20 protein-coding genes and 1 pseudogene are annotated in these 25,158 nt (G+C 68.3%); 9 read left to right on the forward strand and 12 right to left on the reverse strand.

Annotated features, from left to right (window positions below; genetic code table 11):
• Nucleotides 1-102 precede the first annotated feature (102 nt).
• From ACWFR4_RS04395 to ACWFR4_RS04410, 4 genes are read right to left on the reverse strand one after another with little or no spacing between them, the layout of a single operon-like run.
• Entirely contained in the window at nt 103-315 is a 213-nt protein-coding gene (locus ACWFR4_RS04395; protein ID WP_382473074.1) for a formate dehydrogenase subunit delta, read from the reverse strand.
• A gap of 4 nt (nt 316-319) precedes the next feature.
• The gene (fdhF, locus tag ACWFR4_RS04400) at nt 320-3,142 is read right to left on the reverse strand and encodes a formate dehydrogenase subunit alpha (RefSeq protein ID WP_453650739.1); all 2,823 of its coding nucleotides are present in this window, start codon (nt 3,140-3,142) and stop codon (nt 320-322) included.
• A complete protein-coding gene (locus ACWFR4_RS04405; RefSeq protein ID WP_453650741.1) occupies nt 3,139-4,773 on the reverse strand; it encodes a formate dehydrogenase beta subunit in 1,635 nt (544 codons plus the stop codon). Before ACWFR4_RS04405 ends, fdhF begins: the two co-directional genes overlap by 4 nt.
• On the reverse strand, nt 4,770-5,294 hold the full coding sequence (locus ACWFR4_RS04410; RefSeq protein ID WP_382473079.1) for a formate dehydrogenase subunit gamma: 525 nt from the start codon (nt 5,292-5,294) through the stop codon (nt 4,770-4,772). The genes ACWFR4_RS04405 and ACWFR4_RS04410 overlap by 4 nt, the downstream gene beginning before the upstream one ends.
• Nucleotides 5,295-5,725: 431 nt before the next feature.
• Here ACWFR4_RS04410 and ACWFR4_RS04415 point away from each other — a divergent pair, with 431 nt between their 5' ends.
• Nucleotides 5,726-6,412 carry a GntR family transcriptional regulator gene (locus tag ACWFR4_RS04415; RefSeq protein WP_326710007.1) on the forward strand — a complete coding sequence of 229 codons (687 nt, stop codon included), beginning with the start codon at nt 5,726-5,728 and terminating at the stop codon, nt 6,410-6,412.
• On the opposite strand, the gene ACWFR4_RS04420 is transcribed toward ACWFR4_RS04415, so the two are convergent.
• The 4 genes from ACWFR4_RS04420 to frc form a co-directional block, all read right to left on the reverse strand.
• Complete coding sequence (locus ACWFR4_RS04420; RefSeq protein WP_453650744.1) at nt 6,373-7,164, reverse strand: acyl-CoA dehydrogenase family protein; 792 nt, start codon at nt 7,162-7,164, stop codon at nt 6,373-6,375. The genes ACWFR4_RS04415 and ACWFR4_RS04420 overlap by 40 nt on opposite strands.
• A 202-nt stretch (nt 7,165-7,366) precedes the next feature.
• Nucleotides 7,367-7,918: a beta-class carbonic anhydrase gene (locus ACWFR4_RS04425; RefSeq protein WP_266557390.1), complete on the reverse strand. Its 552-nt coding sequence runs from the start codon at nt 7,916-7,918 to the stop codon at nt 7,367-7,369.
• Between the two features lie 203 nt (nt 7,919-8,121).
• Nucleotides 8,122-9,516 (reverse strand): OFA family MFS transporter, encoded by a 1,395-nt coding sequence (locus tag ACWFR4_RS04430; RefSeq protein WP_453650746.1) that lies wholly within the window; start codon nt 9,514-9,516, stop codon nt 8,122-8,124.
• A 1,106-nt stretch (nt 9,517-10,622) separates the two neighbouring features.
• Nucleotides 10,623-11,852, reverse strand: a complete 1,230-nt coding sequence (gene frc, locus ACWFR4_RS04435; RefSeq protein WP_453650748.1) for a formyl-CoA transferase — start codon at nt 11,850-11,852, stop codon at nt 10,623-10,625.
• Nucleotides 11,853-11,997: 145 nt separating this feature from the next.
• Here frc and ACWFR4_RS04440 point away from each other — a divergent pair, with 145 nt between their 5' ends.
• The 5 genes from ACWFR4_RS04440 to ACWFR4_RS04460 all read left to right on the forward strand — a co-directional run bounded on the left by ACWFR4_RS04440 (nt 11,998) and on the right by ACWFR4_RS04460 (nt 15,228).
• The gene (locus ACWFR4_RS04440) at nt 11,998-12,264 is read left to right on the forward strand and encodes a hypothetical protein (protein ID WP_453650750.1); all 267 of its coding nucleotides are present in this window, start codon (nt 11,998-12,000) and stop codon (nt 12,262-12,264) included.
• Between the two features lie 32 nt (nt 12,265-12,296).
• Complete coding sequence (locus ACWFR4_RS04445; RefSeq protein WP_453650752.1) at nt 12,297-12,548, forward strand: hypothetical protein; 252 nt, start codon at nt 12,297-12,299, stop codon at nt 12,546-12,548.
• Entirely contained in the window at nt 12,466-13,101 is a 636-nt protein-coding gene (locus ACWFR4_RS04450) for an MFS transporter (RefSeq protein ID WP_453650754.1), read from the forward strand. The genes ACWFR4_RS04445 and ACWFR4_RS04450 overlap by 83 nt, the downstream gene beginning before the upstream one ends.
• Before the next feature lie 677 nt (nt 13,102-13,778).
• On the forward strand, nt 13,779-14,243 hold the full coding sequence (locus ACWFR4_RS04455) for an integrase core domain-containing protein (protein WP_453650756.1): 465 nt from the start codon (nt 13,779-13,781) through the stop codon (nt 14,241-14,243).
• Nucleotides 14,244-14,421: 178 nt separating this feature from the next.
• Nucleotides 14,422-15,228, forward strand: coding sequence for a pentapeptide repeat-containing protein (locus ACWFR4_RS04460; RefSeq protein ID WP_453650758.1), 807 nt, complete (start codon nt 14,422-14,424; stop codon nt 15,226-15,228).
• 762 nt (nt 15,229-15,990) lie between these two features.
• On the opposite strand, the gene ACWFR4_RS04465 is transcribed toward ACWFR4_RS04460, so the two are convergent.
• Nucleotides 15,991-17,067: an integrase core domain-containing protein gene (locus ACWFR4_RS04465; protein WP_453650760.1), complete on the reverse strand. Its 1,077-nt coding sequence runs from the start codon at nt 17,065-17,067 to the stop codon at nt 15,991-15,993.
• Between the two features lie 174 nt (nt 17,068-17,241).
• Here ACWFR4_RS04465 and ACWFR4_RS04470 point away from each other — a divergent pair, with 174 nt between their 5' ends.
• On the forward strand, nt 17,242-18,000 hold the full coding sequence (locus tag ACWFR4_RS04470) for a sigma factor-like helix-turn-helix DNA-binding protein (protein WP_453650762.1): 759 nt from the start codon (nt 17,242-17,244) through the stop codon (nt 17,998-18,000).
• A gap of 32 nt (nt 18,001-18,032) precedes the next feature.
• On the opposite strand, the pseudogene ACWFR4_RS04475 reads toward ACWFR4_RS04470, so the two are convergent.
• Nucleotides 18,033-20,183 (reverse strand): annotated as a pseudogene (locus tag ACWFR4_RS04475) (UvrD-helicase domain-containing protein).
• Nucleotides 20,184-20,331: 148 nt separating this feature from the next.
• Between ACWFR4_RS04475 and ACWFR4_RS04480 the strand changes: the two are divergent.
• Together ACWFR4_RS04480 and ACWFR4_RS04485 are read left to right on the forward strand one after the other, a co-directional pair.
• On the forward strand, nt 20,332-22,917 hold the full coding sequence (locus tag ACWFR4_RS04480; protein ID WP_453650764.1) for a GmrSD restriction endonuclease domain-containing protein: 2,586 nt from the start codon (nt 20,332-20,334) through the stop codon (nt 22,915-22,917).
• Nucleotides 22,918-23,111: 194 nt separating this feature from the next.
• Entirely contained in the window at nt 23,112-24,179 is a 1,068-nt protein-coding gene (locus ACWFR4_RS04485) for a transposase (RefSeq protein ID WP_453650766.1), read from the forward strand.
• 391 nt (nt 24,180-24,570) lie between these two features.
• Here the strand turns inward: ACWFR4_RS04485 and ACWFR4_RS04490 are convergent, their stop codons facing one another.
• Nucleotides 24,571-24,693: a hypothetical protein gene (locus tag ACWFR4_RS04490; protein WP_453650768.1), complete on the reverse strand. Its 123-nt coding sequence runs from the start codon at nt 24,691-24,693 to the stop codon at nt 24,571-24,573.
• Nucleotides 24,694-24,695: 2 nt separating this feature from the next.
• Nucleotides 24,696-25,157, reverse strand: coding sequence for a hypothetical protein (locus ACWFR4_RS04495; protein WP_453650770.1), 462 nt, complete (start codon nt 25,155-25,157; stop codon nt 24,696-24,698).
• Between the last annotated feature and the right edge of the window lies 1 nt (nt 25,158).

A 25,158-nucleotide genomic window follows, 5' to 3' on the forward strand; every position in this document is an offset into this window, starting at 1 on the left:
GTTCCGGGCAGGCCGAAGGGCCCCGTGGGCTCTGCCCGCGGGGCTGCACGACACACAGCCCGCTACGTCACTCCGCAGCGGGCTGTGCCTTCAACTCCAATGTCAGCGCAGCAACTTCACCGCCTCGATGACCAAGGGGTGCATGCCCGGCGCGTCGCCGTCCGCCAGCGCGCACAGCCTGGTGCGCATCCGCGGATCCCAGAACCTGCCGATGTGTCCGGCCAGTTCGGCGGCGGCCCGTCCCGCGGGCAGATGGGCGAGGTTCACGGCGATGTCGTTGGCCATGCGGCGCTCAGACGGCTCGGTGGCGGCCATGGTGTCAGTCCCCCGCCGTCAGGGCGCCCACGGGGGCCTCGGCGGCCGTGGGCGCCCCTTCCTGCCCCTTCGGCGCCAGGGCGACCTGGACGGCCGTCACCTTGTACTCGGGGCAGTTCGTCGCCCAGTCGGAGTTCTCCGTGGTCACCACGTTGGCGCCGGTGACCGGGTGGTGGAAGGTCGTGTAGACGACGCCGGTCGGCATCCGGTCGGAGACCATCGCGCGCAGCGTGGTGCGGCCGACCCGGCTGGCCAGGGTGACCAGGTCGCCGTCGGCGATCCCGCGGTCCTCCGCGTCGTGCGGATGCAGCTCCAGGACGTCCTCGGCATGCCAAGCGACATTGCCGGTGCGGCGCGTCTGCGCCCCGACGTTGTACTGGCTGAGGATGCGCCCGGTGGTGAGCACCAGCGGGAAGCGGCGGGTGGAGCGCTCGCTGGTCGGCACGTAGGACGTGACGACGAACTTGCCCTTGCCGCGTACGAACTCGTCGATGTGCATGACGGGCGTACCCTCAGGCGCCTCGGCGTTGCACGGCCACTGGACGCTGCCCACCTTGTCGAGCAGCTCGAAGGAGACACCCCCGAACGTCGGAGTGACCGAGGCGATCTCGTCCATGATCTGGCTCGGGTGCTCGTACGCCATCGGGTACCCCATGGCGGTGGCGATCTCAGTGACGATCTGCCACTCGTGCTTGCCCGACTTCGGCGCCATCACCGCGCGCACCCGGTTGACCCGGCGCTCCGCGTTGGTGAACGTGCCGTCCTTCTCCAGGAACGACGCCCCGGGCAGGAACACGTGGGCAAACTTGGCGGTCTCGTTGAGGAACAGATCCTGGACGACGACGAGTTCCATCGCCTCCAGGGCCGCGGTGACGTGCTTGAGGTTCGGGTCGGACTGCGCGATGTCCTCGCCGTGGACGAACAGCCCGCGGAAGGAGCCGTCGATGGCCGCGTCGAACATGTTGGGGATGCGAAGCCCCGGCTCGGACAGCAAGGTGGCGCCCCACAGGTCCTCGAACACGGTGCGCACCGCGTCGTCGGAGACATGCCGGTAGCCAGGCAGTTCGTGCGGGAAGGAGCCCATATCGCAGGAGCCCTGGACATTGTTCTGGCCCCGCAGCGGATTGACGCCCACACCGTCGCGCCCGATGTTCCCGCACGCCATCGCGAGGTTGGCCATCCCCATCACCATGGTCGAGCCCTGGCTGTGCTCGGTGACGCCAAGGCCGTAGTAGATCGCCCCATTGGGCGCCCCCGCGTAAAGCCGGGCGGCCGCGCGCAATTCGCCGGCCGGGACCCCGGTGACCGGCTCGACGGCCTCGGGGCTGTTCTCGGGGCGGGCCACGAACGCGGCCCACTCCTCATAGCCCTCGCACCGCTCGGCCACGAAGTTCTTGTCGACGAGGTTCTCGGTGACCACGACATGCGCCATGGCATTGATCACGGCCACGTTGGTGCTCGGCCGCAGCTGCAGATGGTGGTCGGCCTCGATGTGCGGCGAGCGTACGAGGTCGATGCGGCGCGGGTCGACCACGATGAGCCGGGCCCCCTCGCGCAGCCGGCGCTTCATCCGGGAGGCGAACACCGGGTGTCCGTCGGTGGGGTTGGCGCCTATCACCACGATGACGTCGGCCTCGGCGACCGAGCGGAAGTCCTGCGTCCCCGCGGATTCACCGAAGGTCTGCTTGAGCCCGTATCCGGTGGGCGAGTGGCAGACGCGCGCACACGTGTCGACGTTGTTGTTGCCGAAGGCGGCACGGACCATCTTCTGGACGACGTACACCTCCTCATTCGTGCACCGCGACGAGGTGATCGCGCCGACCGCGCCCGTCCCGTACATCTCCTGCAGGTCCCGCATCCGGCGCGCGACGGTGGTGACGGCCTCGTCCCACTCGACCTCGCGCCACGGGTCCGTGATCTTCTCGCGCACCATGGGCTTGAGGACACGGTCGGGGTGCGTTGCGTAACCGAAGGCGAAGCGGCCCTTGACGCACGCGTGTCCCTCGTTGGCGCCGCCGTCCTTGTACGGCACCATGCGCACGAGTTCGTCGCCGCGCAGTTCGGCCTTGAAGGAGCAGCCGACACCGCAGTACGCGCAGGTGGTGATCACCGAACGGGTCGGCATCCCGAGGTCGACGACCGACTTCTCCTGGAGCGTGGACGTCGGGCAGGCCTGCACGCAGGCGCCGCAGGAGACGCACTCGGAGTCCATGAAGGACTCTCCCGCGCCCGCCGCCACCTTGGAGTCAAAGCCGCGTCCCTCGATGGTCAGGGCGAAGGTGCCCTGGATCTCGCCGCAGGCGCGCACACAGCGGGAGCAGGCGATGCACTTGGAGGCGTCGAAGTCGAAGTACGGGTTGGAGGTGTCCTTGGGCGCGTCCAGGTGGTTGGCCCCGTCCTGACCGAAGCGGACCTGCCTGAGGCCCACCACGCCCGCCATGTCCTGTAGTTCGCAGTCTCCGTTGGCAGGGCAGGTGAGACAGTCCAGCGGGTGGTCGGAGATGTACAGCTCCATGACGCCCTGGCGGAGCTTCTCGACCTTGGGGGTCTGGGTGCGCACCTGCATGCCGTCGGCACACGGCGTGGTACAGGAGGCGGGCGTGCCGCGCCGGCCGTCAATCTCGACGACGCACAGGCGGCAGGAGCCGAAGGCCTCCAGGGAGTCGGTGGCGCAGAGCTTGGGGATGTCGACGCCGGCCTCGGCCGCCGCCCGCATCACCGAGGTGCCCTCGGGCACGCTCACCGGTATGCCGTCGACCTCGACCGACACGGTGGCCGGTCCGGGCCGCTCCGGGGTGCCGAAGTCGGGTTCCTTCAGAAGCGTCATGCTGTGCCCTCCGTCCTCGCACCTGGAACGCGCGGGATTGGGATGTCGACCGTCCGCGCCCCGCTGAGGGAACGGGCCGGCCCGGTGAAGTCGTCCGGGAAGTGGGTGAGCGCGCTGCGCACGGGCAGCGGGGTCAGGCCGCCCATCGCACACAGCGAGCCGTCCGTCATCAGCTCGCACAGGTCGTCCAGGACCGCCAGGTTCTCGTCCCGGTTCTCGTCCGCGACGATCCGGTCGATGGTCTCCACGCCCCGTACCGAACCGACCCGGCACGGGGTGCACTTGCCGCAGGACTCGGCCGCGCAGAACTCCATGGCGAAGCGCGCCTGGGCGGCCATGTCGACGGTGTCGTCGAAGACCACGATGCCGCCGTGCCCGACCATCGCCCCGGCCGCCGCGAACGCCTCGTAGTCCATGGGCAGGTCGAACGAGGAGGGCGGCAGGTAGGCGCCAAGCGGCCCGCCGACCTGGGCGGTGCGCACCGGCCGGCCCGACCGCGTGCCGCCGCCGTACTCCTCGATGAGTTCACGCAGCGTGATGCCGAAGGCGGTCTCGACGATGCCGCCGCGGGCGATGTTGCCGCCGAGCTGGAACACCTGGGTGCCGCGCGAGCGCTCCACGCCGAGCTCCTGGTACGCCTTGGCGCCCTGGGCGAGCACGACGGGGACGGTGGCGAGGGTGAGGACGTTGTTGACGACGGTCGGCTTGCTGAACAGGCCCTCGATGGCGGGGATCGGCGGTTTGGCGCGGACCATGCCGCGCTTGCCCTCCAGGCTCTCCAGCATGGAGGTCTCCTCGCCGCAGATGTACGCGCCCGCACCGACCCGCACGTGCAGGTCGAAGGCGAGCGGCGTGCCGAGGACCGAGGTGCCGAGCCAGCCGCGCTCGCGGGCGATCTCGATGGCGGCGCGCATCGTGACCACCGCGTCCGGGTACTCGGAGCGGATGTAGAGGTAGCCCTCGCGGGCGCCGACGGCGTGCGCGGCGATCGTCATGCCCTCAATGAGCAGGAACGGGTCGCCCTCCATGAGCATGCGGTCGGCGAAGGTCCCGCTGTCGCCCTCGTCGGCATTGCAGCAGATGAACTTGAGTTCGCCCGGGCAGTCGAGGACAGTCTTCCACTTGATGCCCGCGGGGAAGCCCGCCCCGCCGCGCCCTCGCAGGCCCGAGTCGGTCACTTCGGCGACCACGTCGGCGGACGTGAGCTTGAGCGCGGTGCGCAGACCGGTGAGTCCGCCGTGGCGCAGATAGTCGTCGGCGTCGAGCGGATCGATGACGCCGACGCGTCCGAACGTGACCCTGTTCTGCCGTGCCAGCCACGGAAGTTCGTCCACCAGGCCGAGGCGCAGGGGGTGTTCGCCGCCGTCGAGCAGGCCGGCGGCGAGTAGCGCGGGAACGTCGTCGGGGGCCACCGGACCGTACCCGATGCGCCCGTGCTCGGTGGCGACCTCAACGAGCGGTTCGAGCCAGAGCATGCCGCGCGATCCGGTGCGTACGAGATCGAGGGCCATGTCTGCGCCGTCGACGGCCTGTTGGAGTGCTGCGGCGACCTCGTCGGCGCCCACTGACCGAGCGGCCGAATCGCGGGGGACGTAGATCCGCACAGGAGGCTGCGCGGGATGCCGGGTCATGACCGGGGTACCTCACTTCCGTCGTGCGTGGCGCCGTCGCGCCGCGTCCGGTCGGTTCCGTGGAGCAGCGCGCCGAGCCGCTCCGTGTCCACCCGGCCGTACAGGCGCCCGTCCACCTCGACAGCGGGTCCGAGGGCGCAGTTGCCGAGGCAGAAGACCTGTTCGACGGTGACCGAGCCGTCCTGTGCGGTCTGCCCGAGGGCGAGCCCGCTCTGCTCCACGTACTCCACGAGCCGCCCGGCGCCCTGCGCCTGGCAGGCCTCCGCGCGGCAGACGCGGACGGTGCGGCGGCCCGCGGGTTCGGCGCGGAAGTCGTGGTAGAAGCTCACCACTCCGTGAACGTCGGCCCGCGAGAGGTTGAGCTCGTCGGCGAGGACGGGGACGGCCTCCTTGGGCACATGGCCCAGTTCGGCCTGCACGGCGTGGAGGATCGGCAGCAGCGCGCCACGCTGCTCGCGATGGGCGGCGGCGACCGTCCTCACCACCTGCTCCACCGTCGGATCACTGGTCCGGATCTTCATGATCGTGCGGCCTTTCGTCAGGGCCGTGGGAGAGGTACGGGCACGGGCACCTGGGGGTCCGGTCCGAGCACCACGGTTCGCGGTCACAGAGGCACCTCGACCTCACCTCGCGCGCACGGACGGCGCAAGGGGCGAAACAGTCCTAGCGAAGCAGCAAACTGGCATGCATACAAGCTCCTGCATACAGAATCCCAAACAGAACTGCATCGACGCATTCACCGCGATGTCCCGTCAATCCGCTGCAGGAGGCGTTGAGTTGATCCGGTCCCCGACCGCCCGTCGTCCAGGCGGGACATCACGCAAGGCCGTCACGGGGACATCACTCTGCATACGAAAACCTGTATCCTGAATCGGCCGCCGCGCGGTCCGCCCGGGGGCAACGGCCGGCACAGCCGCCGACTCGGTGAGATCGGGGGCGGAACAGGAGAACCATGCGCCAAGGCCTGACGGCTGCCTCCGCTCGACGCGTCGCCCGCCCTACCCCGCTGCGCCAGGCGGTGTCCGACGCCCTGGCAGAGCTGATCATCAGCGGCACCCTGGAACCGGGCCAGCACCTGGTGGAAGCGGATCTCGCCGAGCAGCTGGGGGTCAGCAGGCAACCCGTGCGCGAGGCGCTGCAGCGCCTGCACACGGACGGCTGGGTCGACCTCAGGCCCGCCCAGGGCGCATTCGTACATGTCCCCACGCAGGAAGAGGCGACCCAACTCCTCGGCGTCCGTACGGTGTTGGAGACCTACTCCGCACAACTTGCGGCGCAGCACGCCAAGCCCGAGCACGTCGAGCGCCTGTGGCAGCTCCAGCAGGAGGGCGTGGACGCGCTGGCCGAGAGTGCGACCCACCGCCTGGTCGCCGCGAACACGGCCCTGCACACCTACATCACCTCTGTGGGCGGCAACGACGTACTCGCCGAGCTGATCACACAGGTGGGGCGCAAGGTGCGCTGGTACTACACCCCGATCGCCAACTCCCGCTCCAAGGGCTCCTGGAACGAGCACGCCCGCCTCATCGAGGCCATCGCCAAGGGTGACCCTGAGCGGGCCGGCGAGATCATGCGCAAGCACACCGAGCGCACCCGCACCTACCGCAAAGCCATCGAAGCGGAGGCCGCCAGCGCCTGACCGTCTCCAGAGCGCGCGGCCCCCGAAGCGGACCGCGCCAGCGCACCCAGCGAGGGGTGCACCGCATCGGACCCGACGACGGCGCACAGCTCGAGCAGCCACGGCAGCACGGCGCCGAGCAGCATCCCGAACCCCTCGCCGTCCGCCCCCAGCATCGCCTCGGCCGGGACGCGCACCGGGTCGGCGACCACCGTGGACGTGGCACTGGCGAGCGGCGCCCCGGTGGCGCGCGCCGGAACGAACAGGCCGGGTGCGTGAGCCGGGACGCCCCAGAGCGTCAGGCCGCCGGAGTCCGCGACAGCCGGCGACGACCAGATATAACTGTCCGCCTCACCCGCGGCGACCACGTCGCGCTTGCGCGCCCGCAGCGTCACCACACCTCCCCTGCGCCGCACGGTCGAGCGCACAGTTCCCCCGGCACCGTCCTCCACCACCGCGAGGCTGCACAGGTGACGGCCGGCCGCGACCTCACCCCGCAGCCACCGCCCGCCGTACGCCCCGACCACCGCGGCCGCAGCGTAGTGGGACTGGAGCACCGCGGCCGTGGCCGGGCACACGGGCACGACCCGGGCGACCACCTTGGCGGCCAGCGCCAAGTCGGCGCCACCACCGGCGGGTTCGGCCGGGCAAGTCAGCCCGAGGAGCCCGGCCCGGCCGAGGGCCGTGACCGCCGTGCGCGGGAACTTCCCTTCCTGGCACGCCAGTTGGGCGGTCAGAGCGATGACGTCGTGCAGTGCGCTGGGATACGACACGGGGCGCCCCCTTGGGTGCGATGTCCGATCCGCCCCGGGCGGGCGGTCCCGATGACCTCGGCCGCGGATCGCGGATCAGCGAGGCATCGACCTGTATTGCATACAGTATGCCATTGGTGCCCGCGGTGGCGCTACGTATCCGAGGGTTGCGACCATCCAACTCCCCCTCGAACGACGCAGATTCGCGAGGACGCAAGGGGGCTCAGCCGAGGTCCGGGATCTCCCTCAGCAGCCCCGACGCCACGTCGAAGACAAAGCCCCTCACATCGTCGGTGTGGGGCAGGAACGGGGACGTACGCACCCGCCGCATCGACTGCCGCACGTCCTGGTCGGCGTCCCGGAACGACTCCACCGCCCATGCCGGGCGCTGCCCGACCTCCCGCTCCAGGTCGTACCGGAACTCCTCGGTCAGTGTCTGCAGGCCGCACCCCGTGTGGTGGATGAGGACGACGCTTCGGGTGTTCAGGGCGCGCTGGCTGATGGTGAGGGAGCGGATGGTGTCGTCGGTGACCACGCCACCGGCATTGCGGATGGTGTGGCAGTCCCCCAGCTCCAGGCCGAGCGCAGCGTGCAGGTCGAGCCGGGCATCCATGCAGGCCACGACCGCCACTCCGAGGACGGGACGGGCATCCATTCCGGGGTCGCGAAACACGTCGGCGTAGGCGCGGTTGGCTTGCACCAGAGACTCGATGACCGATTCCTGGCCGGGGGAACCGGTGGACGGGCGCGCACCGGAAGATGTCGATGTCAGCATGCTCGGTCACCTCTCAGACGGATCGATGCCCGGCCAGAACGGAGCCGGGCAGAACGCTGTCGCCCGGCGAACCGGGGCGACAGAAGGGAGACCAGGAGTGGTCGTTGACGTCAGGAGCGTAGGCGGCCCGGTGCGGCGGGCCGCATTGCGGGGACAGGCCGGTTCGGCCCCGCACTGGGCGGGGCCGAACCCTCACCTCCCGCTCAGAGCGCCTCCCCTGCGACCGCGCCCGTGGCCGAGGCGGTGCGGACACCGTCCTTCTTCGGCCGGCCCGGCGCCCGCAGGAACACCGCGAGCACCGCAGAGCAAAGGCCGATGGAACCGGCGAGGACGAACGCCCCCTCGTAGTCCCACGCGCCGACCACGACGGCGCCCATGCCGGAGCCGACAAGCCCGGAGATGAGCTTGGAGCTGTAGACCAGACCGTAGTTGGAGGCGTTGTTGTTCTCACCGAAGTAGTCCGCGGTCATCGCGGCGAACAGGGGGAAGATCGCGCCGCCGCCGAAACCGGAGACCATGGAGCAGAAGAGGAAGAACGGCATGCTGCCCATCGATCCGGACACCAGCACCCCGAACTGCGCCGATCCCAGGACCAGACAGACCAGGATGAGCGTGTTGCGACGGCCGTACTTGTCGGAGATCCAACCGATGACCCCGCGGCCCGTACCGTTCACGATCGCCTTCAGCGACATGGCGGTCGCCACGATGCCGCCGGCGAATCCCATGTCCTTGCCGAACGGGACCTGAAAGGCGATGCCGAAGATATTGATCCCCGCTGTGCACAGCAGGCAGAACCACATCATCCAAAGCACAGGGGTCCGCGCGGCTTCCTTCGTCGTGTACTGCTTCACGGCCGGCGGGTTCTTCTCCAGCGCGCGCACGATTCGCGGATCGTCGGAGACCTTCAGTGGGTCGACGTGCTCGGGCCACCAGCTCTTGGGCGGGTCCTTGAAGAACCAGCCCGCGACCGCGACCACGGTGCAGCAGATCAGGCCGACCATGACGAGGACGGTCTCGTAGTTGCTGAGGTCCATGTAGGACGTGAACAGGAACACGAAGGGCACCGAGCCATAGGCGAAACCGCCGTTGACCAGGCCGGTCTTGCCGCCCTTGCGCTCCGGGTACCACTTGCCGACCATGTTGACGCAGGTCGCGTAGACGAGACCCGCGCCGATGCCGCTGCACATGCCGAAACCGAGATAGGCCACGAACACATTCGGCGCGTACGCGAGCGACAGATAGCCGAGGACGGTGCCGAGGGCACCGAGCATCATGGCGTTGCGCGCCGGCAGCCTGCCGCTTTCGCGCAGCTGTCCGGCCGGAAGGGCCACAGCCGCCTGGAAGAACACCCAGACGCCCATGAGCCAGAAGATGTGCCCGCTGTTCCACAGATGAGCTTCGTGCAGCGTGTCCTCGGCGGATGTGAACGCGTACTCCGAGGAGCTGATGCCCAGCATGCCCATCCAGGGAAAGAGCACCATGGTCCATCGCGGGCGTCCCATGATGTCCCGGTCGGACTCGCCGATCCGGTAGGTGCGTCCGTTTCCGTCCGTCACCTCCCTGTACGGAACGTGTGACGGTATGTCAGTTGTCGTCATGCCATTACCCCTACGTCGCAGAACCCTGGCCAGCGCCCCCTGTCCGGTTCTCACGTGCCGTCAGGACCCTCCGCCCCGCGATCGCCCCCACGGCCGGCCGGAGCTCCCTGCGCCCCGACGCGGCCCGGAGCGCGCGTGCGCTCACGAGTCCTGACCTCGCGTCACCACATGTGCGACCCCTTCCGCGACGACGGGAACAGTGATCCACTCCACACGCCGCAACTTTGCATACGATATGGAGTAGCCCGTATTCTGTAGAGGGGTCGCCTCTCTGTCTAGGGGCTGCACTCCGTCCTTCTCGCGCGAATGTCATGCGGGTCATACGGACGTCCACGTACGCCGCGTCGGACCTCGGCGGGTGCCCGTCGGACCACGATCCCCTTGGGGCGTACAGGTGTTGGAGTGCCGCGCAAGTCTCTGACGAAGATGTCCGCGGGGGCCGTGTCCTGCGCTGCCGACCTGCGGCACATCGCCCCGAGGGAGAACCTTGGCCTCCCCGTAGCGCAGGGACGGGATCGCATCCACGGAGTCGAGAGCGTGCAGGCACCGCGGGCGTGAAGCCGAATTCCGCGCCGAGCGCGTCGAGAGGAGCCGCGGCACGCCGTCATGCGGTCGCTGTGGACGCCCACGGGGCGCACCCCGACTCCAGGCCTACGAATGTGGCATTTCCGTGCAGCGTAGGCGAGTTGACGGCTTCACGGAGGGTGGGCCTGCCAGCGGATGCGGTCGGGCGCGACGGGTCGCCGACGGCGCTCACGGTGGCGCTCATGGCTTTGCGCGGCCGTTCCATCGTGCCGTTGCGCGATGGAACGAGGCAGGGGTGGGCGGGCCGGACGGTGCCAGGGGGCGCCTGAGAACACCATCCGGCCTCGCACCCGCGCCGCGGCGGCGGACGGGGTCAGCCACCGCGGGCACGATGAGGGCCGACGCTCAGTGTGAGGTCGTACGGGCGGTACGGGTGGTATGGGCGGCGCAGTGCGGATACCCGTGGATCCGGGAGACAACGCGGTGCACGGCACGTGACCGAGGCGCGCCGGCGCGGCTGGGGCGGTGACCGTGGCGACAGCACGTCCGCACGAAAACGCTGCCGTCCGGTCCGAGCGGCATCAGATCACCCCACCGGTCCGCAGCACGGCCAACTCTTCACTGTCCAGGCCCAGTTCACCGACAAAGACCTCTTCGTTGTGCTCACCGAGCAACGGCGAGCTGGTGATGTGGACCGGAGAGTCGGAGAGCTTGAGCGGGGATCCGACGGTGGTGAACGAGCCGCGCTGGGGGTGCGGCACCTCGACGACCATGTCGTTGGCGACGAGCGAGGCGTCCTCGATGATCTCCTTGGTGGACAGGATCGGGCCGCACGGGATGTTGTGGGCGTTGAGCTTCTCCAGAACGTTCCACTTGGGGAGCGTCGAGGTCCACTCCTCGATGAGCTGGAACATCTTGCCGAGCTTGGGGAGCCGCGCCTCGGGGGTCGCCCACTCGGGGTCGTCGGCCAGTTCGGGCCGCCCGATCAGCTCGCTCAGCGGCTGCCAGCCGACCGGCTGCACGATCACGTACACGTAGTCGTTGGGCCCACCCGGAGCGCACCTCACGGCCCAGCCGGGCTGCCCGCCGCCGGAGGCGTTCCCGGAGCGCGGCACCTCGTTTCCGAAGTCCTCGTTCGGGTACTCGGCCAACGGGCCGTGCGCGAGCCGCTGTTGATCCCGAAGCTTCACCCGGCACAGGTTGAGCACGGCGTGCTGCATGGCCACGTTCACGCGCTGCCCCTGCCCGGTATTCTCGCGCTGGAAGAGGGCAGCCAGGATGCCGGCGACGGCATGGATGCCCGTTCCCGAGTCGCCGATCTGCGCGCCGGTGGCCAGCGGCGGACCGTCCTCGAACCCGGTGGTCGCCATCGACCCACCCATGGCCTGCGCGACCACCTCGTACGCCTTGAAGTTGGTGTACGGCCCTTCACCGAAGCCCTTGATGGACGCATAGACGATTTTCGGGTTGATCTCCCGAATACGTTCCCAGGTGAACCCCATCCGATCGACGGCGCCCGGCCCGAAGTTCTCGACCATGACGTCGGAGCGCCGGATCAGCTCGGTGAGGAGCTCCTTGCCACGCTCGGTCTTGGTGTTGAGGGTGATGCTCCGCTTGTTGCAGTTGAGCATCGTGAAGTAGAGCGAGTCGACGTCGGGCAGGTCGCGCAGCTGCTTACGCGTGATGTCGCCGGTAGGCGCCTCCACCTTGATGACGTCCGCGCCGAGCCAGGCGAGGAGCTGGGTGGCGGAGGGCCCGGACTGCACGTGCGTCATGTCCAGAACTCGGATGCCTTCTAGTGCCTTTGCCATGACCGTCCTCACCTCACTGATACGTCGTGACGTCGGGTTCGGGCTGAAAACGCGCTGGCACGGAGACCAGGCCCAACACGCGCACCCTGCGCGACGACGGCAGTCATCACGCCTGGCCAACTCCAGACTGTAGATTGCATACCGTATGGAGTTGTTCGTCATCATGGCCATAGAGGGAGTGGTTGTCCAGAGTCCGTACGTCGATCGCAGTGACGGCCGGTTCGCCCTTGTGGAAGCCACCGGCGCCGGTCTGGAGGTCTTCCGGCAGCGGCGCGCCGAGCGCGCCGAGTCCCTGCGGCACCTCATCGAGGAGCTGTCCGAGCGGGAACAGCACGCGGTGCAGGTCGGCCTTCCGGCCCTGGCCCTGGCCCTGGCGATCCAGGCTCGCCCGTCACACTGCGCGTGCCGGTGAATCATCCGGCCAGGTCAGGAACTTGATCGTCGGTGACAGGCCCGCTGCCACCGCACCAGTCCGTGCTCTTCCCCGTGAACGGCGGTCGGGCGGCATCACGATCGGTCGTGCTGCTGCGCCTGGCCTACCTCGCCGTGACCAACACCTTCACGCTCCTTCGACTGCTGACGATGAGCGAACGGGACAAAGACATCGAGATCCTTGTGCTGCGGCACCAGTTGCTGGTCCTGCAGCGCCACGTCGGCAGGCCCGCGTTCACCGACACCGACCGGCCGCGGCCGTGATGCTCTGCCTGCTCATGGTCCTCAACTTCGCCGACAAGGGCGCCCTGGGCCTGGCCGCGGAGCCACTCACCAGGGAACTCGGCCTGACAGCAGGTCAGTTCGGCCTCGCCGGCAGTATCTTCTTCCTGCTGTTCGGTGTCGCGGGTGTGGTCGTGGGCTTTCTCGCCGGGTCGCCAGCAGCCGGCTGCTCCTGGCCATCGCCATCGCCTGGTCGGTGTCCCTGGGCCCACTGCTGCTCTTCCCCACCTTCGCCACCCTGCTGCTCAGCAGACTGGTGCTCGGCACCGCCGAGGGACCCACGGCGCCGGTCGCCACCCACGCGATCCACAAGTGGTTCCCGGAGTCCCGCCGGGCCCTGCCCGGCGCGGTGGTCTTCGTGGGCGCCTCGATCGGTATCGCCGTCTCCGCGCCGGCGCTCACCTTCCTGATCGAGCACCACGGCTGGAAGTCCGCCTTCTGGTCCCTGGCGATCGCCGGTCTTGCGTGGTCTGCGGCCTGGCTCCTGATCGGACGCGAGGGTGTGCCGCGTGAAAACTCGGGTTCGGGCCACTGAGCTGGAGCATTCTTCTGCGGGAGCGGTGTCAGACCGAGGATGATCGGAGTCCACGCGGTGGTCATGGATCTACCTGCTGACACGAAGGGCACTGAAGCTGGCAGGCTTACGGCTGATGGGCAGCGCGGCCAAGGACGTCGAACTGCTCGTGCTGCGGCATCAGCTTGCCGTGCTCCAACGTCAAGTCGGCCGACCAAAGTTAGAACCAGGAGATCGGGTTCTGCTGGCGGCCCTGTCGAGACTGTTGCCCAGAGAGTGCTGGAGCAGCTTCTTCGTCACCCCGGCGACACTGCTCCGTTGGCACCGGGAGCTGATCGCCGACAAGTGGACCTACCCTCACAAGAAACCGGGTCGGCCACCGATATCAGAGGAGACGTGGGAGTTGATCCTGCGCCTCGCGAGGGAGAACCCTCTGTGGGGTCACCGGCGCGTGCAGGGCGGCGAACTGGCGCGGTTGGGCATCACCGTCTCCGCCGCTACCGTCCGGTCAGTACTGCGGAAGGGAAACATCCCGCCCGCGCCCCAACGGGCAAGCGACGCCTGGTCCACCTTCCTGCGCGCCCAAGCCTCCGGACTACTCGCGTGCGACTTCTTTCACGTCGACACCGCGTTCTGTCGGCGGTTGTACGTGCTGTTCATAATGGGAAGTTTCAACGCGCCGGGTGCACATCCTCGGCGTGACCGAGCACCCGAAGCGGGGCTGGGTGACCCAGCAGGTCCGCAACCTGATGATGGACCTCGATGACCAGGTCGACCGGTTCCGGTTCTTCCTGCGCGATCGGGACGGGAAGTTCTCCGACGCCTTCGACGCTGTCCTCGCCGGCGCGGGCGTACAGGTCCTCCTCACACCGCCGAGATCGCCGAGATCGCCGAAGGCGAACGCCTTCGCGGAACGCTGGGTCGGCACCGTCCGCCGTGAATGCACCGACCGCCTGCTCATCATGAACGAGCGGCACCTACGAGCAGTCCTGGACACCTACACCGGCCACTACAACCGGCACCGCCCCCACCAATCCCTCGGCCAACGACCTCCCCAGTCCGTAGAGGCCGGGCGACCAGCCCCGGTGATCCCGTTCGCCAACCGCGTCCGCCGCACCCAGCTACTCAGCGGCCTCATCAACGAGTACCAGCAAGCAGCCTGACAGCAGACAAACGGCCTGGTCATCGGTCCGAACCAGGGTTTTCACGCGGGACAACCGGCACGCCTGCTGAAGTGCACGGATTTATTTTTCCGCACGCACAGGACCCGCATCCTCAAATTCCCCCCTGGGCAACGCCGTTGAGCACGCGCGGACCGAGCGGCCCAGGCATGATGCCGTCATGAGTGACGAGCAACCCACCGCCCGACGGCGCCCCTGGTGGATCTGGCCCGCAGGCATCACCGGCACGGCCGCCTTCATCGTGCTCCTGATCTGGGGCCCCTGGTGGATCGAAGGCCACCACCTCAAGGACAGAAACTGCGAGCTGGTGTCCAGCGCAGGGATCATCGTCACCGGGTTCCGAACCATGCTCGTCGCCATCGCCGCCGGCGTCTTCACCGCAGCCGGACTCTGGTTCACCCACCGCAGCCACCAGCACACCGAGAAACTCTTCGAACACACGCGCTCGAAAGACCGCGAGCAAGCTGAGCTCACACGCGAGGGCCAGGTAACTGATAGATACGTCGAAGCGAGCAAACTACTAGCATCGGACAACCCAACTGAGAGGCTCTGCGGTATTCATTCCTTTGAGAGAATCATGCGGGATTCCGAGAAGGCCCACGAGACGGTGGTCTCGGTGCTCGCATCATTTATCCGTCAGCGCGCTCCACTGGAGCACCCCACAAAGGATGTAGCCCCTCCCGCGGACCTGATGGAAATCGATGAAGGGAGGACAGTCCCGGCCGACGACGTGCATGCTGCTGTGACGGCGTTGATTCATAGGCCAAGACGTCGAGAACGGTCTAAATTGAACCTAAGTGACTGTGATCTTCGTGATCTGGATCTGAGGCATGCCTACCTTGACGGGGCAGACCTGTCCGGGTCCAGGCTCGATCGTGCGGACCTCAAATGGGCCAGCCTGAGTCAAGCGAACCTGTGTCGCACGATACTTAATGGAGCGGACTTGGTCCGCGCGGATCTAGACTAGAGGGGGTGATGCTCCTAAGCGCCCAAATGGTCGAAACAGAGTTGTCTTGGGCTTCCCTCGGAGGGATTGCCAGTTTTTCAAAAGATACCCTCCTTCAAGCCCTTCTGAGCTCCACTACTACGCTACCGGTTCCGGCTATGGAGGACCCGCAAATCCTGGAGCGAATTCAAGAATGCGACGACCATCGAGTGTTCATGAAGGAACCTGAGCCATGGCTGGGGCTGCATAGAGAGCACCCGTAAGTGTCCAAACTACAGGTTTCCTTCTTCGCACCTGCGAGTGAAATGACCAACAAAGGCTACTGAGCTTGAACTCGGATTGTCGCGGATTTGAGTGATAGCCCAGTTCCGGCGAGGCATCCGTCGATGAGATGGGCGCGGTACTGGATCGTGCGGAGGCCGTGCCGGATGGTTTGGAGAGGAGGTCACGAGTAAGGCGGTTTTGGACAGCCAGCCTCTGTCCCGCTCGGAGATACGATTCCGGGTCTGGCTTGCAACTTCTCCGCGCGCGGCAACGGCCTCCGCGGCGCCTTGGATTATCCTTCGATGCTGCTATCGCTCGTCACCACGCTGGTCCGGAAATCGCCCGGGTCCGCTACGAGCCCGCAGACCGGATCTGGCTCGCCCCGCCCTCGCGGTTCGTCCCGCGCGAGAGCTGACGCCAGGCCTTCACCGTCACCCCTGCCCGCGCACGCACCCACAGGCCTGTCCGGCGCGAAAACCCCGATTTGGGCCCTTGGCCAAGCCATTTACCCGGGCGGCGTTAGGCCGCTTGCTTGTACTCGTTGACCAGCCCACCGAGTAGCTGGGTGCGGCGGATGCGGCTGTCGGGCGCGATCGCCGGAGTTTGCTCGCCGGCCTCTACGGCCTGGGGAGCACGCTGCTGGAGGGACTGGTGGGGCCTGTGCCAGTTGTAGTGGTCGGTATACGTGTCCAGGACGGTGCGCAGGTGCCGCTCGTTGAACATGAGCAGGCGGTCGGTGCACTCGCGTCGGACGGTACCCACCCATCGTTCCGCGAAGGCATTCGCCTTCGGCGATCTTGGTGGGGAGAGCAGGACTTCCACACCCGCGCCGGCGAGGACGGCGTCGAAGTTGTCGGAGAACTTGCCGTCCCGGTCGCGTAGGAAGAACCGGAAGCGGTCCACTCGGTCCTCCAGCGTCACCATCAAATTGCGGGCCTGCTGGGTCACCCAGTCCCGGTTGGGGTGGGTGGTGATGCCGAGGATGTGAACGCGGCGCGTCTCGACTTCCATGACGAACAGCACGTACAGGCGCTGGCAGAAGGTGGTGTCCACATGGAAGAAGTCACAGGCAAGAACCCCGGAGGCTTGGGCGCGTAAGAAAGAGGCCCAGGTATCGCGTGCACGTTGGGGTGCGGGCGGAACGTTGCTCTGCCGCAGGACTGCCCGCACGGTGGCCGCCGCTACGGTGATGCCCAACCGGGCAAGCTCGCCCTGTATCCGCCGGTGCCCCCAGAGCGGGTTGTCTCTGGCGAGACGCAGGATCAACTCCCGCGTCTCTGGCGGTATGCGTGGCCGGCCGGGCTTCTTCTGGGGGTAGGTCCACTTGTCGGCGATCAGCTCGCGATGCCAGCGCAGCAACGTGGCAGGGGTGACAAAGAAGTTCCTCCAACGCTGTCTGGGCAGCAGCCGTGAGAGGGCCGCCAGCAGTATCCGGTCGCTCGGCTCCAGCTTCGGCCGGCCGACTTGGCGCTGCAGCACGGCAACTTGGTGCCGCAACACCAGCAACTCGACGTCCTTCGCCGCGCTGCTCAGCAACCGCAGACTCGCGAGTTTCAACGAGCTCCGCGCCAGGAGATAGATCCACGACCACCGCATGGACTCCGATCATCCTCGCGCCAACCCCACCCCCGCAGGGAAACGGTCCAGGTCAGCCAGTCGAACCGTAGTTTTCACGCGGGACAGGCACGTGAACTCGGCCTCGACGCACCGCACGACGCGCTCGCGGATGTCGCGTCTCGCGCGGGGACGACCACCGACCGGGCCCGGAGCATGCTCGGCCGGGTTCGGGAGACACTGTCGCTGCAGTCGCTGCTGGACGCCATCGGGGACGAGGGGCTGCAGGAGGTGGCGGACTGCGCGCTCACGTCGGCGCACGGGGCGGCGGACCCGGATCGTTACCGGGAGGCGGTAGCCGAGGAGGTCGGCGCAGCCATCGACGACCTGACGCCACGCGAGATGCTGGTGTTCACCCTTCGGCACGGCCTCGACGGCGACGAGCCGCTGACCTTGGACGCGGTGGGCCGCCGTCTCGGCGTCACCAGGGAGCGAGTGCGGCAGATCGAGAAGAAGGCGACGGAGCGGGTGCGGGACTTGCTCGTCGCTCGTGGCGCCCTGGATCTGCCTGCCGGGGCTGCCGCTGCGCGCGCCACCCGGCGGCCGGCACACCGAAGACCCCCGCAGACCGCACCGACTCCGGCGCCCCGGCCCCTACGTCCCGCCGCGCCGCCGCGTCCGCGACCGTCCGCGGCACACCAGCCGACCCTCCCGCCTGTCGACGGGCCCGTGCCCGGGACGACGCCGGGAAGCCCCCGGCCCGTCACCGTGCGGCGCACGGTCCACGGCACAGGTCAGATCATGGTGGAGTCGCAGTCGATTGATCTGGGGCCCGCCTTCCGGGGAAAGATCGTCTCCGTCGTTGTCGACGACGAGCTGTACCGCGTCATCCTCGACGGCCGCCAGGTCACCACGGCACGGCGTCACCCCTCCCTGGCGGGAAGAAGGGTCTACGGAGCGGGGACACTCGCGTGAGGTCTGGCACCACTTCCGGTTCCGGCGCCACATCACCGGCCCAGGAACACGCTTGGCGCGCCGTGATACGTCACCGACAGCGCCTCGCGCGCCCGGGTGCAGGCCACGTACAACAGGCAGCGTTCGGCAGCCAGGTTTGTGGTGTGCTGGAGGTGATCCACGGCGGCGGCGGTGACGGCGGGCGCGAAGGGAAAGGCGTTGGCGGTGACTCCGGCCACGGCGACGCAACGGTGCTCCAGGCCCTTCATGCTGTGCTGTGTCGACAGGCGCACCCCGGCCGCGCTCTGCTGCTCGCCGTCGCGCACCCGCACCCCGGGGATCTCGGCGCGGGTCAGGCGCTCGGCGAGCTTGTCCATAAGGTTGTTGAACCGGGCGCACACCGCGATGTCGGACGCCGCGACGCCCGCGTCCAGCCAGCCCCGTACCCGCTCGACGACGGCATCGGCCTCTGCCGCTTCGTTGCCGTGTCTGGTACAGGCGGGCTGCCCCTCGTGCAGCAGCGACCGGTATCCGGCGAGGGTGTCGTCACGCTCGTCGGCCAGGTCGGTGACCGGGGCGCCGTCGAGCAGGGCGCGCGACCAGCGCAGAATCTCCTCCGTGGAGCGGTAGTTGATGCGCAGCCGGCCAGTGCGGCCGGTGACGGGGATACCCAGGGAGCGCAGGCTGACCCGGGCATCGTAGATCCGCTGGTGCGGGTCACCGGTGATGAACAGGTCGTCGGGCCCGGCGGGGACGAGGGCGCGGAGCAGCCGCCATTGGGCGGGGTGCAGGTCCTGGGGCTCGTCGACGACGACATGGTCGTACGAGTGTCCGGCCGGGGCCCCCTTCTCGGTCAGCAGCCGGGTCGCCTGGGCGCACAACTGCAGCCAGGCGTGGGCGCTTTCACCGGTCAGTTCGTCCTCGAACGCGGTCACGGCCTACCACACCTGGGCACGCTGGGAGCGGCGCAGCGCGTTGCCGCGCCCATGTCGCTCGCACGCCAGGTGGGCGTCCTCGTCGCGCAGGTACTGGGCGAGGATCACGTGCCGGTACTCCTGCGCCAGGAAGGTGCCGTTCCAGAGGAGTTGCCGACGCCGCGCGAGGCGGTCCCAGCGCATGCGCTCGTCCTTGCCGGTCAGGGCGCGCCCCGGGTTACCGCGCGGCTCGCGCACGGTGCGGTGGGCGACGGCGTCCACGGTGGTGACGTCGACGCAGGCGAGCAGGCCCTCGTCGTGGTCGAGTAGCAGCGCGAGGCTGGCGCGCAGTGAGCGGGAAAGGGCGCCGGTGTAGGTGGTGAGCAGGATGCGGGTCGCCGGGGCACGGCCGAGCAGGTGCTTGACCCGGTGCAGTGCGACGACGGTCTTGCCGGTGCCCGGGCCGCCGGTGATCTGGGCGGGGCCCGCGTAGCCGGGGCGGTAGGCGATGCGGGGCTGGGTGGATGGGTGCAGGAAGATGCGCCAGGCGTCGAAGGGCTTCGTGAGGATGTCGTCGAGTTCGTCCGGGCCGGTGACGAGGGCGATCCGGCTGCGGGTGCGGGTGACGACCGCGGCGAGGTCGTCGTCCGGGGCGCTCGCGGCGTCCACAGCGCCCTTCTGGCCCGGAGCCACCAAGTCCCGGTAAATATCTGCTGGTTCGTAGCCCTCCGCCAGCAGCCACAGCGCCTCGAACTGATCCTCGGGCATCAGCGAGCCGAACGCCTCCAGTTGCCCCTTGCCGGTGACGGTGCGGGCCGCGCGCAGCGTCACGTCGTCGAGGCCGAGGTGGCGCAGCACGGTGTCGGACCACGGGGCGAACAGGAGTGCGGGCGCGGCGGCGGCCTCCTTCTCGAACATCGGCGTGATCTGCTCCATGACGGTCAGATCGTGCACCTCCTGGCAACGGGTCACGGAGTTCACCGTGTACAGGCGCCTCCGTGCCCACGCGTACGCCTTGTCGTGCGGCACGACGTGCACGAACACGAAGAGGTCGCTGCCGTCGTCGGGAGCGAGCAGGACGATCCGCAGACCGTTGTCCACCCTGATCGTGCGCATCCGAGGATTACGGGAGCTGACGACAGACTCAAGATGCAGTCCTTTGTCCGCTTGGAGTTGAGGGACCGTCATCGCCTGGAACTTCGCCATCGCCTTGTGCACGCGGGCGCGGGCCGGCTTGTCGAGCCGGTCGACACCTTCCCAGAACGTGTTGGTGATCGCGATCTGCGGCATGCTCCACCTTCGCCAACAGCACTACCAGAAGGATCTGTTGACTCGGTTTGCGCGTGAGCCCATGCCCTTCGCAGGAAACTCGGCGTCCCCAAGCGCCAGCCATGAGTACCTTGGCACAGCGACCATCGCTCGACCCGAGGGGACGGCCATGCAGGCCAAGGAGACATTGTTCGCGGATCTGGTGCAGGGGCGGGCACAGCAGTTCCAGGTGCCGCTCTACCAGCGCACGTACTCCTGGACGGAGAAGCAGCTGCGGCAGTTGTGGAGCGACATCCTCGAACAGGCCGAGCTCGTGGAGCCCGAGGGGTCCGCGCAGTCCGCGAGCACGCACTTCCTCGGTTCGGTGGTGCTCGCGCCGTCCCCGCGGTACGAGGTGACGTTCCCGTGCCATCTGGTGGTCGACGGCCAGCAGCGGCTGACCACGCTCACCCTCGCGCTCGCGGCGATACGCGACCATGTGGCGGACAGCCACCCCGACGAGGCCGAGCGCATCGCCGAGGAGTATCTGATCAACAAGCGCAAGACCGGGACCGATCACTTCCGGCTGCTGCCGACGCAGGCGGACCGGCCTGCGTTCGCCGCGCACATCCGTGGCCCGCTCACACAGGACGGCGCGGTCGGCGGCGTGGCCGCGGCCTACGCCTTCTTCCGCCGCAAGCTCGTCGAGGCGGACGCCCCGGCGACAGGGCAGGACGTGTTCCGCATCGAGCAGGCGATCACCTCGCGGCTGACGCTGGTGTCAGTAACTGCCGAGCGCGGCGACAACGTGCACCGGATCTTCGAGTCCCTGAACAACACCGGCCTCAAGCTGAGCCAGGCCGACCTGCTGCGCAACCACCTGTTCATGCGGCTGCCGACACGCGGCGAGCACGTCTACGAGACATACTGGCTACCCCTCCAAGGCAGCCTGGCAAACGACGAGCTGGAGCAGCTGATGTGGCTGCAGCTGCTCCTCGACGGCGACGACCGGGTGCGCCGCCAGGACCTGTACGCAGCTCAGCAGCGGCGATTCGACAGCGAGGGCACCTCGGGTGAGGCCGAGATCGAGGCGTACGTACGGGAACTGCACCGCCGCGGCGCCCATCTGCGCCGCATCCTGCACCCCGACGAGGAGCCGGACCCGGCCGTCCGCGCGGCACTGCACCACCTCGACGAGTGGCAGGCGGCGGTCACCCACCCGGTCCTGATGCTGCTGCTCGACCGGCGCGAGCGCGGCGAGCTGGACTCCGCCGACCTGGCGCGGGCGCTCTCGTACGTGGAGAGTTTCCTGGTACGCCGCATGATCTGCCGCATCCCGACGAACAACCTGAACCGGATCTTCCAGGCCCTGCCCGGCCAACTCCCCCTGGACCTGCCCGTCACCGAGGGCCTGCACCGGGTCCTCTCCGCGGAGAACCGCTTCTGGCCCGACGACGAGGAGCTGCGCGAGCGCGTCCGCACGGCGCCGTTCTATCAGTACGGGCGGTGGAACCAGCGGGCGTTGGTGCTCCGGCGTCTGGAGGAGAGCTACGGACATCGCGAGCCGGTCGACTTCGCGGCAGCGCAGCTCACCATCGAGCACGTACTGCCGCAGACGCCAGGTGATGAGTGGCTGCGGGTCCTCGCCGAGGAGGCCGAGGAGGCCGGTGACGGCGAGAGCGCCGAGAACCTGCACGCCCGCTTGCGCCACACCCTGGGGAATCTGACGCTCACCGCGCACAACGCCGAGCTGTCGAACCACCCGTTCACCCGCAAGCAGGACCTGCTCGACGCCAGCCACCTGGAGCTGAACCGGCGCATCGCCGCCACCGACCGCTGGGGCGCCCGCGAGATCCTGGCCCGCGCCGACGAACTCGCCGACCGCGCCGCCCGGTTGTGGCCCGCACCGCTGCGCGGAGTCGGCCGGGCCGAGCGGGGCCGCGACTGGGGCCTGGCCCACCAGGTCCTCGCCGCGCTCCCGCACGGCACCTGGACCTCGTACGGTGACGTAGCCGCGCTGCTCGGCTCGTCGGCCCAGGCGGTCGGTCAGCATCTGTCCCGGCCCACCGGCATCATCCACGCCTATCGGGTCCTCACCTCCGAGGGCCGGATCGCCGAGGGGTTCCGGTGGCCGGCCGGGTATACGGGTCCTGACGTGCGAACCCGACTGGCCGCCGACGGCGTGCTGTTCACCGTCACCGGCGCCGCCGACCCGGCGCAGCGCCTCACGCCGGACGACTTGGCGGCGCTCGTCACCGCAGAGGGCGACGAGGACAGCGAAGGCGGCGCGGCCGACGGCGGGACGGGCTCCATGGAGACGGGCGCCGAACGCTTCTTCCGACAGCTGACAGCTGATGACTCGCCCGAAACGGTGGCGGCGGTCCACGCGGTCCTGGCCCGCTGGAAAGAACTCGGCGGCTGGATCGGGCACGGCGGCGGCACCGTCACCACCAGCGCGTTCCTGATGCTCGGCGAGGCGGGCGCGCCGGGCCGCGGCATCTGGCCACTGACCCTCTACCCGGGCACCGGACGCGGCGGAACGGCAGAGGTGGTCTTCCAGCATCTCGCGGCCCGCGAACCGTTCACCGACCGCGCCCTGCGGGCCGAGCTCCTCACCCGTCTCAATCAGTTGGAGGGCGTCGACCTCCCCGAGGGCAAACTGGAACTACGTCCCTCGTTCCACCTCTCAGTCCTGGAGAAAGACTACAACCGGGGGCTGCTCGCCGAGACGCTGGAGTGGTTTCGGGGTTGCTGGGAGAGCCGCGACGCCTCATAGGGTGTTCTCGGCTGTGTCCAACTCGGCCCCCACACTTGGATCCCAGATGATCGGCCACACTGCGCATGCTGCTCTCGACCATGTCCTCGACCGTTGCCGGCGAGAGAGTCCCCGTAGCGCTCCAGAATGGGTTCACGGGCCCTGACCTCGGGGAATGCGCGTGGCACACCATCTCTCCGGCATGATCAGTGCTCGTGCTGGTACGACTTGCCTACCTGATCACCATGCGGATCTTCGCGTGGCTGGTCCTGCTGTCCCGATCCTCTGCGGCCAAGAACGCCGAGATACTGATACTGCGCCACGAGCTCGCGGTTCTCCGCCGACAGGTCACCGCGCCCAAGCCCGGCTGGCCAGACCGGGCGCTACTCGCCGCCCTGGCCCGACTGCTCCCCCGAGCCCTGCGCAGGCACCGGATCGTCTCACCGCGGACTCTGCTGGCCTGGCACCAGCGACTGGTGAGGAAGAAGTGGACACAACCGCCCTCCCCGGGACGCCCGCCCCTGCCGGAAGAGATTCGCGACCTGATCATTCGGCTCGGCGCCGAGAACCATCAATGGGGCTTCCGGCGCGTGCACGGCGAACTGCGCCGACTCGGACACCAGGTCAGCCCCGCCACAGTCCGACGGGCGCTGCGCGCTGCCGGCCTCGGCCCGGCTCCACGCCGCCAGCCGGCGCGTGGTGAGTGGGCCGCCTTCCTCAAGGCCCAGGCCAGCGGCCTGCTCGCCACAGATCTGTTCCACATCGACACCGTGGCACTGCAGCGGCTCTACGCACTGTTCGTCATGGAGGTGCGCACCCGCACCGTGCACATCCTGGGCGTCACAGCCCACCCCACCGCCACCTGGGTCACCCAGCAGGCCCGGCAATTCCTATGGCAACTCGGCGACTGCGCCGGAGAGTTCACCCACCTCATCCGCGACCGGGACGCCAAGTTCACCGCCGCCTTCGACTCCCTGTTCGCCAGCGAAGGCATCACCGTGGTCAAGATCCCTCCACGTAGCCCCAACTGCAACCCTCACGCTGAACGATTCATACGCTCAGCACGGGAGGAGTGCACCAACCGGATCCTGCTGTTCGACCGCGGCCACGCCGAGAAGATCCTCCACGACTACGCCGACCACTTCAACAGCCACCGACCCCACCAAGGCCGAGACCAGCTCGCGCCCAACGACGACCCGGACATCATCCCCCTGCCCGCAGCCCGGATCGAACACCGAAAAGCCGTCGCGGGCCTCATCAACCAGTACCACCGAGCCAGCTGACTATTCAACGAAATCCCAGCTCACAGCTGGTGAAGCCATTTTGAAGCGCTACGGGTCCTTTGCCTTTCATGCGTGCTACGACACGCTTGGGCGGGTCGCCGGCCCGGGTCTCTTCCCGCACGTCGGCGCAGACCTGTACCTCGTGGGTCGCCCCGTCCGCATGCGGAACTTGAACGTCCGCTCGACCTGTCGGCGTCCCATCCCGCTGCCCCAGGCCGGCTCGAGCATGTGCCACTCCGCCACCACGTCGGCCTTCTCCTCCGCGAGCGCGGTGCGCACGCGGTAGGGCTTGTTCGGGCCGTTGAGCGCGAACAGGGCTGCCTCTACGTGGGAGCGCGCCAACGGCTCGACATCCTCGTCCGGGTATCTGGTTCCCGTCCGCGGCCCACTGCTAGTTCTCCTCCTGCGCACTCGGGTGCACGGTGCGCAGGAAGTTCTCGAAGTCTTCGAGGACTTCGCGGTGCTGTTCTGTGGTGGATGTCAGCGCCAGTGTCTCCTTGGGCGGTTCCCCCAACGTCAGAGCCTGAACACCCCCCGCCAGGTCCACCCGGCGCGCAGCACCGTGACCTCCAGGGGGTTTGTCACCTCCCGGGTGTCGAAACGGAACGCCTCTACCCGTTGTTTACGGCCGTCGGGTCCCGTCACCGTTTCCTTCTGTGTGAATACCGCGGGCGCGTGGCCACGTCCGTACTGCTGATTGGCGTTGCCAGCGGAGCGGTTCTCCCATCGTTCGTGGATGACACGCACCTCATGCTTCTCCGGGACCAGGCGCATGCTGGTCTTCAGCCTCACACCAACCCTCTTAATGTGGCACTCCGCCACCAGGTCCGCCTTTTCTCCCTGCTGCCCTTCACGCACGTTGTAGGGCACGTCCGGGCTGTTCAGTGCAAGCAGCGCGTCGCGCAGGTCTGCCTCAGGCTTCGGGGTGACAAGGCCATCGGGGATCCTTGTGCCGGTCCATTTACTCAAAAGGCCCATG

Source organism: Streptomyces sp. NPDC055140, assembly GCF_053607285.1.

Excerpts from the sequence above, each read along its gene's own strand:
- ACWFR4_RS04395 (WP_382473074.1), bottom strand. The coding sequence starts at position 315 with ATGGCCGCCACCGAGCCGTCTGAGCGCCGCATGGCCAACGACATCGCC.
- fdhF (WP_453650739.1), bottom strand. The coding sequence starts at position 3,142 with ATGACGCTTCTGAAGGAACCCGACTTCGGCACCCCGGAGCGGCCCGGA.
- ACWFR4_RS04405 (WP_453650741.1), bottom strand. The coding sequence starts at position 4,773 with ATGACCCGGCATCCCGCGCAGCCTCCTGTGCGGATCTACGTCCCCCGC.
- ACWFR4_RS04410 (WP_382473079.1), bottom strand. The coding sequence starts at position 5,294 with ATGAAGATCCGGACCAGTGATCCGACGGTGGAGCAGGTGGTGAGGACG.
- ACWFR4_RS04415 (WP_326710007.1), top strand. The coding sequence starts at position 5,726 with ATGCGCCAAGGCCTGACGGCTGCCTCCGCTCGACGCGTCGCCCGCCCT.
- ACWFR4_RS04425 (WP_266557390.1), bottom strand. The coding sequence starts at position 7,918 with ATGCTGACATCGACATCTTCCGGTGCGCGCCCGTCCACCGGTTCCCCC.
- ACWFR4_RS04430 (WP_453650746.1), bottom strand. The coding sequence starts at position 9,516 with ATGACGACAACTGACATACCGTCACACGTTCCGTACAGGGAGGTGACG.
- frc (WP_453650748.1), bottom strand. The coding sequence starts at position 11,852 with ATGGCAAAGGCACTAGAAGGCATCCGAGTTCTGGACATGACGCACGTG.
- ACWFR4_RS04440 (WP_453650750.1), top strand. The coding sequence starts at position 11,998 with ATGGAGTTGTTCGTCATCATGGCCATAGAGGGAGTGGTTGTCCAGAGT.
- ACWFR4_RS04460 (WP_453650758.1), top strand. The coding sequence starts at position 14,422 with ATGAGTGACGAGCAACCCACCGCCCGACGGCGCCCCTGGTGGATCTGG.
- ACWFR4_RS04465 (WP_453650760.1), bottom strand. The coding sequence starts at position 17,067 with ATGCGGTGGTCGTGGATCTATCTCCTGGCGCGGAGCTCGTTGAAACTC.
- ACWFR4_RS04470 (WP_453650762.1), top strand. The coding sequence starts at position 17,242 with ATGCTCGGCCGGGTTCGGGAGACACTGTCGCTGCAGTCGCTGCTGGAC.
- ACWFR4_RS04480 (WP_453650764.1), top strand. The coding sequence starts at position 20,332 with ATGCAGGCCAAGGAGACATTGTTCGCGGATCTGGTGCAGGGGCGGGCA.
- ACWFR4_RS04495 (WP_453650770.1), bottom strand. The coding sequence starts at position 25,157 with ATGGGCCTTTTGAGTAAATGGACCGGCACAAGGATCCCCGATGGCCTT.